The sequence below is a fragment of the Bartonella sp. ML69XJBT genome (genome assembly GCF_028618515.1).
Lineage (GTDB): Bacteria > Pseudomonadota > Alphaproteobacteria > Rhizobiales > Rhizobiaceae > Bartonella.
The window spans coordinates 97,962-114,851 of the sequence record NZ_JAQITB010000002.1; the positions used below are offsets into that span (position 1 = coordinate 97,962).

Here is a 16,890-nt window from a genome sequence, read left to right on the forward strand (position 1 = left end):
TCACGTTAATACTCCGGAATCTTTTTTTGTGTAATTTAGTTTTTGAAGTGTATGTTACAGGGAGTGGGAACCATATCGCTTTGAAGAGAATTATGACAAAGATAAGGTAGATATGATGGTTACGCGTGCTGATAGAGACCCAATTGCTAATTGGTGGTGGACGATTGATCGCTCTATCTTTGCTGCTTGTTTGATTCTCATGGGGATTGGCATCATGCTGTCTTTTGCTGCGAGTCCCACTATCGCAAAAAAAATCGGCATAGCTGATAGTTTTTATTTTGTACGCTGGCATATCATTTTTAGTATTCCAGCGTTTTTTACGATGATTACTGTTTCTTTTTTTTCACTTCGTAATATTCGCCGTTTATGTGCTCTTTTGCTTGTTGTAACGCTTGTTCTTATGGTTGCAACCTTATTCTTTGGTCCAGAATTAAAGGGAGCGCGGCGCTGGATTCCTCTGTTTGGTTTTTCTGTACAAGCTTCAGAGTTTATGAAACCCGCTTTTGTGGTGATGTCTGCTTGGCTTTTTTCAGAACAGATAAGGCGTAGAGGTATTCCTGGCTATACGCTTGCTACTGTACTTTATGCTTTTTGTTGTGTGCTTCTCGTTTTACAGCCTGATATTGGTCAAACACTTTTAATCAGTGCAATATGGGGCGGTCTGTTTTTTGTTGCTGGTGTGCCTCTTACTGTTATTTTTCTCTTTATCATTTTAGGATTGCTAGGAATTGTTTTTGCTTATTTTTCTCTGCACCATGTCCGCGAACGTATCAATGCTTTTTTGACAGGCGAAGGTGATACCTTTCAGGTGGATGTTGGACGTGAAGCTATTTTGAATGGTGGTTGGTTTGGGCAAGGTCCAGGAGAGGGGACGGTAAAACGTATCATTCCTGATAGCCATACAGATTTCGTGTTTTCCGTTGCTGCTGAAGAATATGGTATTATCCTTTGTCTTTTCATTATGATGCTGTTTGGCTTTATCGTTATGCGCTCATTGTATATAGCAATGAATACGCGTGATTCATTTATACGTCTTGGTATTACTGGTATAGCGATGATGATTGGCTTTCAATCAGCGATTAATATGGCTGTTAATCTTCATTTAATACCTCCAAAAGGTATGACATTGCCGTTTATTTCTTATGGTGGTTCCTCTATGATGGCGATTGCATTTTCGATGGGGATTTTGCTTAGTTTAACACGTCGCTGGCCAGAAGCACGCCTTTCAGCTTTTTCTTCTCCTTCTGTTTTGGATACCGCTTATGAGTGATAAAAAAGTTGTGGTTTTGGTGGCTGGTGGTACAGGAGGACATCTTTTTCCTGCTGAAGCTCTTGCTGCTGAATTAAGACAGCGTGGATATGATGTTCATTTGGCAACGGATGGAAGGGCTCAAGGTTTTGTACGCTGCTTTGATGAAACGCACACACATATTATTTCATCGGCAACATTTACACGACGTCATCCTTTTGCATTGATAAAAACATTTTGGACTTTGTTAAGGGGAATGAGGCAATCTTTGCTGCTTTTTTATAAACTGCGTCCTGTTCTTGTCGGTGGATTTGGAGGCTATCCTAGCTTTCCTCCTGTTGTTGTTGCTGCTTTCATGCGGCGGGTAACATTTATTCATGAACAGAATGCCGTTATGGGACGTGCTAATCGGGCGTTAGCACGTTTTGTGCGTGCAATAGCAGGTGGTTTGTTATCGCAAAATAATGCTTACGCTCATAAAATATTTTTGACAGGAAATCCTGTGCGTGAGGCTGTTCTTAAAGCAGCAGAAGTTCCTTATCATCCTTCTGCAAATGAAGATCCCTTTCATTTCTTGGTTTTTGGTGGAAGCCAAGGGGCTTCTGCTTTTTCACGAATTGTTCCTGAAGCAGTTACTTTGTTGGATGAGGGGATACGTAAACGCTTACGAATTGTTCAGCAAGTTCGAGGTGAAGCTGAAGAGTTAATAAAAACCTATCACGAGTTAGGTGTGCAAGCAGAAGTTGCCTCTTTTTTTGATGATATGGCTGAGCGTATGGCACGGTCTCATTTCATTTTATCACGTGCTGGTGCCTCATCTGTTTGTGAAATAGCTGTTATTGGTCGGCCTGCTTTGCTTGTTCCCTATCCCCATGCTTTAGATCATGATCAGGCAGCAAATGCTGCATTGCTTGCGCGTGTGGGGGGAGCTCAAATTGTATCAGAAAAAGATTTGAACGGACAAAGACTTGCTGCTCTCTTAACAGAAGCTTGTTGTAAGCCACACTTATTAGAAAAGCAGGCGCTTGCTGCAAAAAAAGTTGGACAACCTCGTGCAACTATTCGCCTTGCTGATATGGCTGAAGCATTGATTGCAGGGCGCTCATTATCAGATATAAAAGAGGAGTTTTTTGATGAAAATGCCGCTTAATATAGGTGTGATCCATTTTGTTGGAATCGGTGGTATTGGCATGAGTGGAATTGCAGAGGTTTTTCATAATTTTGGCTATAAAGTTCAAGGATCAGATCAGGTTGATAGCGCAAATGTAGAGCGTTTACGGAAAAAAGGAATTACCATTCATATAGGTCATCATCCTGAAAATTTAGGGAATGCAGAGGTTGTTGTATTTTCTACAGCTATTAAGAAAACAAATCCTGAATATATTGCTGCGAAAGAGCAGCATTTGCCACTGGTGAGGCGTGCGGAAATGCTCGCGGAGCTTATGCGCTTTCGTCGGGCAATTGCTGTTGGAGGTACACATGGTAAAACAACAACTACATCCATGATAGCAGCACTTCTTGATGCTGGTTGTTTTGATCCGGTAGTGATTAATGGCGGTATTATTAATGCTTATGGCACCAATGCTCGTATGGGGGAGGGTGATTGGATGGTTGTTGAGGCCGATGAGAGTGACGGTACATTTTTAAAATTGCCTGCTGATATTGCGGTTATTACCAATATTGATGCTGAGCATTTGGATCATTATGGAAATTTTTCGGCTTTGCGTCAAGCTTTTCGGAAGTTTGTCGAAAACGTTCCTTTTTATGGCTTTGCTGTTTTATGCCTTGATCATCCAGAGGTTCAATCGTTGGCTAGCCGTATTGATGATCGTTGGGTGATTACTTATGGCGCAAATCCACAAGCAGATGTCCGTTTTTTAAATCTTTCGATGGAAGGTCAAAAAACGCATTTTGATGTTCTTATTCGTTCACGCAAGACAGGGAAAAAGACTGAGTTGAAAAATTTGACTTTGCCCATGTCTGGGCAACATAATATTTCTAATGCAACGGCGGCAATTGCAATTGCTCATGAACTTGGTATTGCAAATGAAGCTATAAAAAAGGGACTAGCAGAATTTGCTGGAGTAAAACGGCGTTTTACGCAAACAGGAAGTTGGCATGGCGTTGAAATATTTGATGATTATGGGCACCATCCTGTTGAAATAAAGGCTGTTTTACGTGCTGCGCGTGAGAGTGCAAAAGGGCGCGTGATTGCTATTGCACAACCCCATCGTTATTCACGTTTGTCTAATTTATTTGATGATTTTGCTGCTTGTTTTAATGATGCAGATACAGTGCTCATTGCACCCGTTTATGCAGCTGGTGAAGAGCCAATCGTTGGTTTTGGAGCTAGAGAATTGGTGGAACATATTAAAATGGCTGGTCATCGTGATGTGCGTTTGATTCACGGTCTGGAAGATGTTGTTTCTATTGTCTCTACATTTGCCCAGTCTGGGGATTATGTTGTTTTTCTTGGTGCTGGTAATATCACACAATGGGCTTGTGCGTTGCCTCATCAGTTGGCGGTATTTGATGGAAATGATGAACTTTCAACAGATTGATGGTGAGGCGCTGTTCGCGCGATTGCAACTGCTGTTTTGCGGAGTAAAAGGAAAACTTACGCCTAATATGGATATGCGTAAGGTAACGTGGTTTCGCACAGGTGGGCTAGCAGAGCTTTTTTATCAGCCTGCTGATGAAGAGGATTTAGCCTTTTTTCTGCAAAATTTGCCTGAATCTATTCCTATAACAATTGTAGGGATTGGTTCTAATCTTTTGGTGCGTGATGGAGGAATTCCTGGTGTTGTTATTCGTCTTTCAGCCAAAGGTTTTGGGCAAATACGACAAGTTTCTGCAAAGCGTTTTTTGGTTGGTGCTGCTACCGCGGATAAACATTTAGCAGCAGCAGCGCTAGAAGCTGAAGTTGCAGGTTTTCATTTTTATTATGGTATTCCTGGTGGTCTTGGAGGGGCTCTCAAAATGAATGCAGGAGCTAATGGTGTTGAAACGGCTGCTCGTGTTGTTGAGGTTTATGCATTTGATCGTAGAGGACAGCGTCATATTTTAAGTCTCAAGGATATGCACTATTCTTATCGCCATTGTGTCGTTCCTGAAGATCTTATTTTTACCGCTGCTTTGTTGGAAGGTGAATTAGGAAAGTATGACAATATTCGTGCTGCTATGGATGAAGTTGCACTGCATCGAGAAACAGTACAGCCTGTTCGCGAAAAAACAGGTGGTTCAACTTTTAGAAATCCTGAAAATACATCTGCATGGCGTGTTATTGATGAAGCAGGATGCCGTGGTTTGCAGATTGGTGGAGCTCAGATGAGTGAAATGCACTGTAATTTTATGATCAATACTGGGCACGCAACAGGTTATGATCTTGAAGCTTTGGGAGAGGCAGTGCGTGCTCGTGTTTTTGCTCATTCAGCCCACCTTTTACAGTGGGAAATACAACGTATTGGTCAATTTAAACAAGGACGTATTGTTCCCTCTTTTGACCCGTTTCATTAATTGATTCGGTGTATAAAAAATTGGTAATAAAAAATTGAGTCATTTCAAAGAGATAATGAAAAAAATCCATTAAGAATCAATAAATTAACAAAGAAACTCTTGCGTCATGCGCTTCAGTCTGATTCATTATGCAAAATGCTAGGCTATTGATTCGCAAGGATAAATCTTAGCATTTCCCGTATATGGTGTTAGTGGTTTTTATGTAGTCTATATCTAGTAGACATAAGAGGGCAAGTTGTTATGAAAGATGAGCATATAGCTATATTAATGGGAGGGATTTCTTCCGAACGGTCTGTAAGCTTATCTTCAGGTAATGCTTGCGCTGATGTTCTTGAAGCACAGGGATATCGTGTAAGTCGGGTGGATGTTGATAGCCATATCGCTTCTGTTCTTGAACAATTGCAACCTGATGTCGCTTTCAATGCATTACATGGTTTATTTGGTGAAGATGGTTGTATTCAGGGTATTCTTGAATATTTAAAAATTCCCTATACGCATTCTGGAGTGATGGCGTCTGCATTGGCGATGGATAAGGGGCGTGCAAAAATTATTGCTGCGAGCGTTGGGATTTCAGTTGCACCTTCTGTTGTTATGAATCGTTTTGCTATTGGGCGGGAGCATCCTATGGAGCCTCCTTATGTGGTTAAGCCTGTATGCGAAGGGTCGAGTTTTGGGGTTGTGATTGTAAAGGAAAATGAGCTTTCACCACCACGTCATATTGTCGCGACTGAGTGGAGTTATGCAGATGAGGTGATGGTTGAAAAATATATTCCTGGTCGTGAACTTACTTGTGCTGTTTTGGGAAATGAAGTGCTGGATGTTTGTGAAATTCTTCCTGATCCGCACTTTCAATTCTATAATTATGAATCAAAATATAAAATTGGTGGTTCTCGTCATATTTGTCCTGCACAACTTTCATCAAATATTTACCAAAATGTGCAAAGAATGTCTTTAGCAGCACATCAGGCGATAGGTTGTCGAGGCGTTAGTCGTTCTGATTTTCGTTTTAATGAGGAAACGGGAGAATTGGTTTGGCTTGAAATTAATACTCAGCCCGGTATGACATGTACTTCTCTTGTTCCTGATATTGCAAAAGCAAGTGGTCGTACTTACGGCGATATTGTTCAGTGGATGGTGGAGGACGCGTCATGTATGCGTTGAATGTTAATAAAATAAATGTTCCGATGGAGGTGCTGTTAGTGCCAGCTTTGCCACGACTATATCGTCGCTTTCTTCGGTTTATGTTTGAGTTTTTCTTTATTAATATTCATGTTCCACGCCATTTCGGTTCTTTTGCTGTTGTCTTGTTTTTCTTTGTTACGGTGTTTTATGGGCTTTCATCAAGTGGTCATATGGGAATGGTGATGAAGGCAGCGGTATCGGATGTTGGTTTTGTGGTTACCGATGTTGATATCAGTGGTAATAAGCGATTGGTAAAACAGGAAATTTTAAAAATTTTAGAGCTTGAAGCTGCGCAATCTATATTCGCTTTTAATGTTGATAGGGCGCGTTCTCTTTTAGAAAAACAGGCTTGGGTTCAATCTGCCAATATTCAGAAGATTTATCCCAATCGTGTGCGTATTTCTCTCGTGGAGCGTGAACCTTATGCCATTTGGCAGCATGATGGCGTGATGGATGTTGTTGATAGTACAGGCCGTGTTATTGTGCCCTTTAAAGGGGGAAATGTTCGAGATTTGCCTCTTGTCGTTGGTCAGGGGGCGCAAAATTCTGCTAAAATGTTTATTCAAGCGCTGTCCGTATATCCAGAAGTTTACAATCGTGTTCGTGCTTTTGTGCGGGTGGGCGATCGGCGTTGGGATCTTGTCTTGGATAATGGGGTACGCGTTATGTTGCCTGAAAAGGGCGCACTTGAACGACTTGCTTCTTTGATGAAGACAGGTACAGTACAAGATCTTTTTTCTCGTGATGTTCTCAGGATTGATCTGCGTCTTTTTGACCGCGTTACAGTTTCTTTGTCAGACGAAGCGTTGGAGCGTCGTCGTGCTGCTGTGGCAGAAGAAGAGCGTATTTTAAAAGTACGAAAGGCAGGGAACCTATGATGTTACTCAGGTCACACCATCTGGGGGGACGTAAAACACGTTTTTTGACGGTTCTTGATGTCGGCTCAAGTAAGATTGTTTGTCTTATTGCTTGTTTGCGTCCTTTGAAGCATGCGCATTATTTACATGGTCGTACGCATTCTATGGAAATTTTAGGCTTTGGAGTGCAACGTTCACGCGGTATCAAATCCGGTGTTGTAATGGATATGTTTGCAGCAGAGCAATCTATAAGATTAGCAGTTGATGCAGCAGAAAAAATGGCCGGCTTGGTCGTGGATTCGGTGATTGTTAATTTTTCTTCAAGTCGGTTACAAAGTGCTCTTATCAACGGTATGGTACGTTTAAATGGTCGTGAAGTAACTCAGCGTGATGTGCGTGTGGCATTTTCAGATGTTTCACGCAAGGCTTTTGATGCTGAGCGTCATATTATGCATTCAGTTCCGGTCTCTTATGTTTTGGATGGAGATAAAGGAATTTCTGATCCTGTTGGAATGACGGGGGAAACATTTGGTGTGGATGTGCATGTGGTGACAGCAGAAACTGCACCTTTGCGTAATTTAGAAACTTGCATTAATCGTGCGCATTTAAGTGTCGAAGCAATGGTTGCAACACCCTTTGCAAGTGGTCTTGCTGTGTTGATGAATGAGGAGGCACATTTAGGAGCAGCATGTATTGATTTTGGTGGTGGAACAACGACATTTTCAGTGTTTTTTGAGGGAAAGTTTGTCCATGCTGATGCTTTGGCAGTTGGTGGAAATCATGTGACTCTTGATGTCGCGCGTGGATTCTCTATGTCTCTTACAGAGGCAGAACGTTTAAAAGTTGTCTATGGTTCAGCACTTCCTTCAAGTGCTGATGAGCAACATATGATTAATGTGGCGGAGATAGGGAGTGAACAGTGTGAAACGCAATATCCGCGTGCTGTTCTTGGTCGTATCATTCGTGCACGTGTTGAAGAAATCTTAGAGATGGTACGTGATTGTTTAAATCGTTCTGGTTTTGCTCACATTATTGGTAAGCGTGTCATTTTAACTGGCGGAGCAAGCCAATTAACAGGATTGCCAGAGATGGCACGTACTATACTGGGAAGAAATGTTCGTATCGGGCGGCCTTTGGGTATTTCGAGGCTTCCTTCTCTTGCAAAAGGGGCGGCGTTTACATCTGCTGTTGGATTGTTAATTTATCCACAATTGGTGGGTTTTGAAGAAAAAACAATGAAGACTGCAGTGAATCATTTATCGGTGGGCACGCGTGGGTATTTACAGCGTGTTGGTCAGTGGTTGCGTGAGAGTTTTTAGTTAAGTTTGTAGGTACAGGAAGTTAAATTTCATCGCTTGGGCTGGCGATGTCTTATGGGAAGGAAAAGGAAATGACGATTAATCTGCATCGGCCAGATATCGCGGAATTAAAGCCACGCATTACCGTTTTTGGTGTTGGTGGTGGTGGCGGGAATGCCGTGAATAATATGATTAATGCTGGTCTTCAGGGAGTTGATTTTGTTGTTGCGAATACAGATGCGCAGGCTTTGGCTATGTCAAAGGCGGAACGTGTTATCCAACTTGGTGCAGCAGTCACAGAAGGATTAGGGGCTGGTGCTTTGCCAGAAGTGGGACAAGCAGCTGCAGAAGAATGTATTGATGAAATTATTGATCATCTGGCAGACTCCCATATGGTTTTTATTACTGCTGGTATGGGGGGAGGTACTGGAACTGGGGCGGCACCTGTTGTGGCTCGCGCTGCGCGTGAAAAAGGTATTTTAACTGTTGGTGTGGTGACAAAGCCATTTCAGTTTGAAGGTGCGCGCCGTATGAAAACGGCAGAGGCTGGTATTGAAGAATTACAAAAGTCTGTTGATACCTTAATTGTTATTCCTAATCAGAATCTGTTCCGTATCGCCGATGAAAAGACAACCTTTGCTGATGCTTTTGCTATGGCTGATCAAGTGCTTTATTCTGGTGTTGCTTCCATTACAGATCTCATGATTAAAGAGGGACTTATTAATCTTGATTTTGCTGATGTTCGTTCTGTTATGCACGAAATGGGGCGAGCGATGATGGGAACTGGTGAGGCGTCTGGTGAAGGTCGTGCTTTGAATGCTGCTGAAGCTGCTATTGCAAACCCACTGTTGGATGATACTTCTATGCGTGGTGCCCGTGGTTTGCTCATTTCCATTACGGGTGGTCGTGATATGACGCTCTTTGAAGTTGATGAGGCTGCTAATCGTATTCGTGAAGAAGTAGATGCGGATGCAAATGTTATCTTTGGTGCTATTGACGATGAGTCCTTAGAGGGTGTTATTCGTGTATCTGTGGTTGCAACGGGTATTGATCGTGAGATGAGTGATGTGATTCAATCCTCTCATCCTCAAAATCACAGACCAGCAGCTCCAATTCGCAAAAGTGATCCCAGTATGGCGCAGAGTTCTTTTCATGTTCAATCACCTCCATTGCGTTCTGAGTCAATGGTAGAGGTAATCGAAGCTCTTGAAATAGAAAAAGGGAAATCGACTGGGGAACAGTTTCGTCCTAAAAGTCAGATTTTTGCACAGCCTGCAGATGCTGTTGCTGCACGAAATGCGAGCGCTGCTTCTTATGGATCGAGTGCTGTGCATGGGCAGATGGCAAATGCGCCACGTATGCAAGTAAGCCGTGGTTCTCAGCAGTCTGTGGTTGCACCAGTGAGTATGGAGGCAACAGCGCATGTTCTTGATGAGATGGCAGATGTTGTACAGCAGAAAGAGAAGCAAGTGCAACAAAGACAAGCACAACAGATGCAAGCGCGTCAACCTATGCGTATGCCTGAATTAAAGGATTTTCCTCCTGTTGCGCATAGTCAACAGGAGAGATCAGCAGCTAGCGAACAGGGACCTCGCAATCTTTGGCAGCGTTTGAAACAAAGTTTGACACATCGTGAGGAAGCTGAACCAGAAGCTCGATTGGAGCCTGCTGTGAAATCTTCTCAGCAGCAAGAAACACAGGCTTATAATAAAAATTCTCGGGCGCTTTCTCAAGATGCTTCTGTTTATGTTCCACGTCGTTCTGGTGCGTTGCAGCCCCATGTGCCGCAAGATCAGCGTAATTTTATAAATGAAGAGGATCAGTTGGAGATACCGGCATTTTTGCGTCGTCAGGTCAATTAATTGGACAAAAGGAGAGGAAAGAGAGAATTTTATTACTTTTTCCGTAAAGTATAGAAGCTTTATAGGGTTAGCTATACTGCACTTTTGAAAAAATATTCTGTTTTTATGAACCCGCTTAGTAATAAGCGGGTTCATTATTTGCTATGAATATCATTTTTATCACTTTATAAATATTTTTACGTTTCTAAAAAATATTTATAAAGTGATATAATGACGTTGCTGCAAAAATATCAGTCTACTCTTAAAAAAGCTGTGACATTTAAGGGTTATGGTGTTCACAGTGGGTGTTTATCTGTGGTGAAGGTTTGTCCAGCTCATGTGGGAAATGGTATTGTTTTTAAGCGTTGTGGATTAGACGGAAAAGAACAGATATTTCAAGCACATGCATCGCAAACAGGAGCAACTGAACTATCAACAGTGCTTGGACATGGAGAGTTTAGAATTGAAACGATTGAACATTTAATGGCTGCAATCGTTGCTTACAATTTGGATAATCTCATTATTGAAGTGTCGAGTTATGAGATCCCTATTTTGGATGGTGCTGCTTGGCAATATTGTCAAGCTTTTGAAGAAGCTGGCGTTGTACAGCAGAGTGCTTTGCGTTGTTATTTCATTATAAAAAAGCCACTGCGGGTTGAAGAGGCTCATGGTATGGCAGAGTTTTTGCCATTTGATGGGCGTCGTTTCGATATAACAATCTCTTTTCCTTCTTCTGTTATTGGAAATCAATATTTCAATTTTGATCTTACCACAAAAGGGTTTCGAGATGAGTTGTCACGTGCTCGTACTTTTGGTTTTGTCAAAGATGTGGAAAAATTATGGAGTTCTGGAAAGGGGCTAGGTGCTTCGTTAGAAAATTCTCTTATTATCGGTATTGATGATAAAATCATGAATTCAGATGGTCTTTATTGGCAAGATGAATGTGTGCGGCACAAAATGCTTGATGCGATTGGTGATACCGCTTTACTTGGTGCGCCTTTTATTGGATTATTTCGTTCCTATTGTAGTGGACATAGGATAAATTCGCAATTGGTGAAGGCTGTTTTAGCAGACGAATCGTGCTATGAAGAAAGCTATTTATAGGGTGGGGGCAAAGAAATTGAAAAGATTTCCTTAAAGTCTGTTTGATTTTTAAGGGGATGATCCATTTTAAGCTGCTAAATTGGTTAGTGGATTCTCAAGTGATATGGTATAAAAATCTCTCATAAACAATTTTTGCTACAAGGTGACATTTTCTGGAGGCCGGAAGAACTATGATAAAATCTCATGTATGTATTGAAAATATGGCATATAGGAAATCTAACATTGTACGCAAGGTATTGGGGGTGATGCTTTTGGGGAGCTCCTGCATGTTAGCGGGTTGTTTATTTAAAGAGAAAAATACCCTTGATCCATCTGCGTATGTTTTAAAAATGGATCCACCAGATGTTCTCTATAATCAGGCACTCGCAAGCCTTGAGAGTGGAAAACTTGGCGATGCGTCGAAAAAGTTTCTTACCATTGAAAAGCAGTACGCTTATACGGATTTTGGACGTAAAGCCTTAGTGATGGGTGCTTTTACAAATTATCGACTCGGCAAATATGATGATTCAATTAGTATGGCTCAGCGCTATATTACTCTTTACCCAGGGTCAGATGATTCTGCTTATGCTTATTATATTATAGGTCTTTCTTCTTTCCGTCGGATTCCTGATGTTACACGGGATCAGCGCGATACAAAACGTGCTATTGCTGCTATGCAGCTTCTTATAGAGCGTTATCCGAATTCTGAGTATGTCAAGGATGCTCAAGATAAAATACGTTTTGGGCGAGAACAGTTGGCTGGTAAAGAGATGCAGGTTGGTCGTTATTATGAAGAAGGTCGGCGTTATCTTGCAGCAAGTAGAAGATTTCGTACAGTTGTTGAGGAGTATTCCGATACAAATCAGGTTGAAGAGGCACTTTTTCGCTTAACAGAAGTTAATCTTGCTCTTGGTTTGACAGCAGAAGCGCAGACAGCAGCCGCTATTTTAGGACGTAATTATCCAAAAAGTGAGTGGTATAAATTTGCCTATAATCTGTTGCACAAGAATAGCCTATCACCACAGGAGCATAAATCTTCTTGGATCTCACATGCTTTAGATGGTGAGAAGAATAGGGTACGTTGATTCTCTATGCTGGTACAGCTTTCGGTTCATAATATTGTTTTGATCGAAACGCTCGATATTCATTTTACAGCCGGTTTGTCTGTTTTAACTGGAGAAACGGGTGCTGGAAAGTCTATTTTACTGGATGCTTTGTCGTTGGCTCTGGGCGGACGTGGTGATGTCTCTCTGGTGCGTCATGGTGCTGCTCACGGGCAGGTGACAGCTGTCTTTGATGTCCCTGTTTTGCATCCTGTGCGTCAGTTGATTCGTGAAAATGGTTTTGATGATGAAGGCGATATTATTTTACGGCGTGTGCAATCGAGTGATGGTCGTAGTCGTGGCTTTATCAATGATCAGGTAGCCAGTGTTGCTTTGATGCGTAATATTGGACGTCAGTTGGTTGAAATTCATGGTCAGCATGATGATCGCGCGCTTGTTGATGTTGCCACACATCGTCAATTATTAGATGCCTTTGGTGGGCTTGAGGGTGAGACAGAAAATGTGCGTCAATGTTATCAGGTATGGCATGAATGTGAAGAGCGTTTGCAGCAACAGCGTCTTAAAATAGAAAATGCAATGCGCGAGGCTGAATATCTTCGTGCCTGTGTGGAAGAACTTGAAAAGCTTGATTTTCAAGTTGGTGAAGAGGATGCTCTCTCTCTTCGCCGTGCAGATATGCTTAAATTAGAAAAAATAGCCATGGATATTAAGGAAGCTGATGATCTTTTAAGGGGGCAAAAATCGCCCATTCCGGTTCTTTCTAATTTGGTGAGGCGCTTGGAGCGAAAAATTCCTGAAGCGCAAGAGCTTATTGCACCTGTGGTAAAATCTATTGATGAGGCATTGTGTGCTCTTGCAACAGCACAAGAAGGGATCGAGGCCGCTGTGCGGGCATTGGATTTTGAACCTGATGAATTGGAACGGATAGAAGAACGTCTTTTTGCTCTTCGTGGTTTTGCTCGCAAATATCAGGTTTCTGCCGATGAATTGGTTCTGTTGCGCGATAAAATGAATGCTGAACTTGCTGATTTTGAAGAGGCTCAAATCACATTAGCGCGTTTTGAAGATGAAGCGGGGCAAGCAAAGAAAAATTATGATACATTAGCACAAGCTTTATCAATAAAGCGTCAAGAAGTAGCAAAGCACTTGTCTGAAAGCGTTATGGCAGAGCTGCCAGCATTGAAATTAGAAAAGGCAGAATTTATTGTTGGAATGCAAAGTGATGTTGAAAGACGAAGTGCAGAAGGGATAGACCGCATTGAATATTTTGTTCGGACCAATCCTGGAGCACGTGCTGGACCAATGTTGAGTGTTGCTTCTGGTGGTGAGTTATCTCGTTTTTTATTGGCATTAAAAGTTGTATTATCCGATCATGGATCGGCTCCCACTCTGATTTTTGATGAAATTGATACAGGTGTGGGGGGAGCTGTTGCCGCAGCTATTGGGCAACGATTACAGCGTTTATCGGAGAGAATTCAGGTTTTTGCTATTACACATGCACCCCAAGTCGCATCAAAAGCGCACAGTCATTTTCTTATTTCAAAGATGGAAAATGATGATAAAGGCTGTTTTGTGACAGCTATTCATAAAATGGAAGAGCATGAGCGTGCAGAAGAAATTGCTCGTATGTTAGCAGGAGAACAGATTACTGAAGAGGCGCGTGCAGCTGCTCAAAAGCTGCTCGCATAAAGATTGCGTCATAAAATATTGCTTATCCATGAACTCATGAAAAAGCACGTGTTTATGGGGATTCTGTATGTGACAAAGAATTAAGATTCTTATGGTTATAGTCCATCATTTGGAATAGATTTTTATGAATAAGGGTGAAATTAAAAATCTCACTGCTGCTGAAGCAGAAAGTGAGTTAGAGTGGCTGGCAAAAGAGATTGCACGTCATGATGTGCTTTATAATCGTGATAACCAACCTGAAATTTCTGATGCAGAATATGATGCTTTGCGTCGGCGAAATGCAGAAATTGAAGCTCTCTTTCCTGAACTTATGCGTACCGATTCTCCTTCACATAAAATTGGAGCACCGGTTTCTGAAAAGTTTGAAAAATCTGTTCATACACAGCCAATGCTTTCACTTGATAATGCCTTTAGTTCTGAAGATGTCAGTGAGTTTATTGAGCGTGTTCGTCGCTTTTTGCGGTTACCAGAAACGCAAGTCTTGGAAATAACAGCAGAGCCAAAGATTGATGGTTTATCTTTATCTTTGCGCTATGAAAAAGGGCAGCTTGTGTGTGCTGCAACACGTGGTGATGGAACTGTCGGTGAAAATGTCACGGCAAATGCACGAACAATTTTTGATATTCCGCAAGTTTTGCAAGGAAAATTTCCTGATATTCTTGAGGTTCGTGGTGAAGTTTATATGCGGCGGGAGGATTTCCAAGCACTTAATAGGAATCAACAAGAGAGGGGAAAATTAGCTTTTGCTAATCCTAGAAACGCAGCAGCTGGTTCGCTCCGTCAGCTTGATTCACGGATAACTGCCAGCAGAAAGTTGCATTTTTTTGCTTATGCGTGTGGTGAAGTGAATGAAGTGTTTGCAAAAACGCAAATGGAGATGATGGAAAGGCTAAAAGAATATGGGTTTGTCATCAATCCATTCACAAAAGTTTTTAAGACTGTAGCAGAGATTATTTCCTATTATCACGATATCGAAGAACACCGTCATGTTCTAAGCTATGATATTGATGGAATTGTTTATAAGGTTAATGATTTGCTGCTACAAACGCGTTTGGGTTTTGTCTCTCGTTCGCCACGTTGGGCAATAGCGCATAAGTTTCCAGCAGAAAAAGCTATGACTCTTTTAGAGGGGATTGATATTCAAGTTGGTCGCACGGGAGCTTTAACCCCTGTTGCACGCCTTGCTCCTATTACTGTTGGTGGTGTGGTAGTTACTAATGCAAGTTTACATAATGAAGACTATATTAAGGGCATTGGCCATAAAGGAGAACCCCTTCGTGAAGGGCGTGATATCCGTGTAGGCGATAGGGTGATTGTACAGCGTGCTGGTGATGTCATTCCTCAAATTGTTGATATTGTCGCTGAAAAGCGCCCTAAAGACACTTCTGCTTTTGTTTTCCCTCATATTTGTCCAGCTTGTGGGAGTCATGCTGTTCGTGAGATAGGGGAAGCTGTGCGTCGGTGTACGGGGGGGCTGATTTGTCCAGCACAAGCGATTGAGCGTATTCGTCATTTTGTTTCACGCAATGCCTTTGATATTGAGGGACTTGGAAAAAAACAGGTGGAGTTTTTCTTTCATGTTCAAGATGAGACGCTTCGTATTCATACACCAGCTGATATTTTTACTTTACAACGGCGCCAAGAAAATTCTTTGGTACGTTTGGAAAATATGGAAGGTTTTGGTGCTGTTTCTGTGCGTAAACTTTATGATGCCATTAATGCGCGTCGGGAAATTCCTTTAAGTCGTTTTTTATTTGCCCTAGGAATTCGTCATGTTGGAGAGGTTAATGCACGCCGTCTTGCACGTGCTTACCAAAATTATACGGCTTTTGAGACAGTGGTAAGGGCAGCAATTATACCATGTGAGAAGAAATATGAAGAAGGCAATGAAGCTTGGTTGGAACTTACCAATATTGAAGGAATTGGATCACAGGTAGGGAGTGCAATTGTTGATTTTTATGAGGAAGTACATAATCGTCAGGTGTTGTCTGTCTTGCTTAAAGAAGTAACGCCTCTTGATGAGGAGCCTATTTTAACAGATTCTTCGCCTGTGGCAGGAAAGGTCATTGTTTTTACTGGAACTTTGGCACGTATGTCACGCGATGAAGCAAAGGCATTGGCGGAGAGATTAGGGGCAAAGACCTCTGGATCTCTTTCTAAAAAAACTGATCTTTTGGTTGCTGGACCTGGAGCAGGATCAAAGTTAGCTAAAGCACAAGAGTTAGGTGTTGAGGTTATTGATGAAGAAGCTTGGCTGAAGTTGATTGAGGGATAGGGGGGTGTTGTCAAGAAGATGAATGCAGTAGTCCTAGTTATTCTTCACAATACTGGATTTTATTAATATTAAGAGGCAATATGTTATTTTTTGAAGAAGCTTACCATTATTTTTTAATACTATAATTTTTTTTCAGAATGGTGACATAATAAAAAGATTTTTCTGCTCGTTGCTTCAAAGAAAAAATCGCATCACAAATGCAATTGAAGCACTTTAGGGTTATTACCAAGAAATAAATATATTTTTTAAACCCTGTCAAATTTGAAAAAATAGTAGAGTAGGATCAAAGAAGCTTTGTTAAAAGGGGATTTTTTGATAAGGATTTTTTTATTGAAAATTTTTCGCAATGGTATGTTTGAATTATTGACTGAGTGCGTTTTTTTGTGTGCTATTGATGATTACGTAAAAAAGACCTTTAATGAGGTTTGTTGTTTGTAATAGCAGTGTACTATGAACTTTATAATTATTCAGTGTTAAATAAAAATAATATGCATTGATGCTAATATGATATTTTAGTTATTATTTCACGAAGAATATATAAAATCTCTTCTCAAAAGAGAGAGATGCTCATTATAAGGCAAACTGAAAGGGCAAAACTGTCAACAAATACACAGAAATTTTGAATCGAAACATCATAATAAATTGATTATGGTAGGCATGATGGAGATTATATTAAGGATTATAATGAAAGTTTCCAGATAAGGAAAATAAGAAATATAAATTTGTAGAGGCAGTAAAGGATCTTTGTTAAGATTAAGAGTGTCCAAACGATTACATCCTGTTTTACGTGGAGGCGTGTTGTCATACCAGAAAAAAATGAAGCTTCTAAAAAAATA

The 16,890-nt window shown here is 41.3% G+C and carries 12 protein-coding genes; all 12 read left to right on the forward strand.

The genetic code is table 11. The features are described 5' to 3' along the window. Positions 1–115 precede the first annotated feature (115 nt). Positions 116–1,270, forward strand: coding sequence for an FtsW/RodA/SpoVE family cell cycle protein (locus PVV68_RS01170; RefSeq protein ID WP_273719940.1), 1,155 nt, complete (start codon positions 116–118; stop codon positions 1,268–1,270). After that, a complete protein-coding gene (murG, locus tag PVV68_RS01175; RefSeq protein ID WP_273719871.1) occupies positions 1,263–2,399 on the forward strand; it encodes an undecaprenyldiphospho-muramoylpentapeptide beta-N-acetylglucosaminyltransferase in 1,137 nt (378 codons plus the stop codon). The genes PVV68_RS01170 and murG overlap by 8 nt, the downstream gene beginning before the upstream one ends. Beyond that, complete coding sequence (murC, locus tag PVV68_RS01180) at positions 2,383–3,810, forward strand: UDP-N-acetylmuramate--L-alanine ligase (protein WP_273719873.1); 1,428 nt, start codon at positions 2,383–2,385, stop codon at positions 3,808–3,810. The genes murG and murC overlap by 17 nt, the downstream gene beginning before the upstream one ends. Continuing rightward, positions 3,788–4,765, forward strand: coding sequence for a UDP-N-acetylmuramate dehydrogenase (gene murB / locus PVV68_RS01185; RefSeq protein WP_273719942.1), 978 nt, complete (start codon positions 3,788–3,790; stop codon positions 4,763–4,765). The genes murC and murB overlap by 23 nt, the downstream gene beginning before the upstream one ends. Positions 4,766–5,005: 240 nt before the next feature. Next, positions 5,006–5,926 (forward strand): D-alanine--D-alanine ligase, encoded by a 921-nt coding sequence (locus tag PVV68_RS01190; RefSeq protein WP_273719875.1) that lies wholly within the window; start codon positions 5,006–5,008, stop codon positions 5,924–5,926. Further along, entirely contained in the window at positions 5,914–6,825 is a 912-nt protein-coding gene (locus PVV68_RS01195; protein WP_273719877.1) for a cell division protein FtsQ/DivIB, read from the forward strand. Before PVV68_RS01190 ends, PVV68_RS01195 begins: the two co-directional genes overlap by 13 nt. After that, the gene (gene ftsA, locus PVV68_RS01200; RefSeq protein ID WP_273719878.1) at positions 6,822–8,123 is read left to right on the forward strand and encodes a cell division protein FtsA; all 1,302 of its coding nucleotides are present in this window, start codon (positions 6,822–6,824) and stop codon (positions 8,121–8,123) included. Before PVV68_RS01195 ends, ftsA begins: the two co-directional genes overlap by 4 nt. 71 nt (positions 8,124–8,194) lie before the next feature. Continuing rightward, the gene (ftsZ, locus tag PVV68_RS01205; RefSeq protein ID WP_273719880.1) at positions 8,195–9,964 is read left to right on the forward strand and encodes a cell division protein FtsZ; all 1,770 of its coding nucleotides are present in this window, start codon (positions 8,195–8,197) and stop codon (positions 9,962–9,964) included. Positions 9,965–10,174: 210 nt separating this feature from the next. After that, positions 10,175–11,047: a UDP-3-O-acyl-N-acetylglucosamine deacetylase gene (lpxC, locus tag PVV68_RS01210; protein WP_273719883.1), complete on the forward strand. Its 873-nt coding sequence runs from the start codon at positions 10,175–10,177 to the stop codon at positions 11,045–11,047. Between the two features lie 170 nt (positions 11,048–11,217). After that, positions 11,218–12,111, forward strand: a complete 894-nt coding sequence (locus PVV68_RS01215) for an outer membrane protein assembly factor BamD (RefSeq protein ID WP_273719885.1) — start codon at positions 11,218–11,220, stop codon at positions 12,109–12,111. A gap of 6 nt (positions 12,112–12,117) precedes the next feature. Beyond that, a complete protein-coding gene (gene recN, locus PVV68_RS01220) occupies positions 12,118–13,779 on the forward strand; it encodes a DNA repair protein RecN (RefSeq protein WP_273719887.1) in 1,662 nt (553 codons plus the stop codon). A 124-nt stretch (positions 13,780–13,903) separates the two neighbouring features. Beyond that, complete coding sequence (gene ligA / locus PVV68_RS01225; protein ID WP_273719888.1) at positions 13,904–16,054, forward strand: NAD-dependent DNA ligase LigA; 2,151 nt, start codon at positions 13,904–13,906, stop codon at positions 16,052–16,054. Positions 16,055–16,890: the final 836 nt, after the last annotated feature.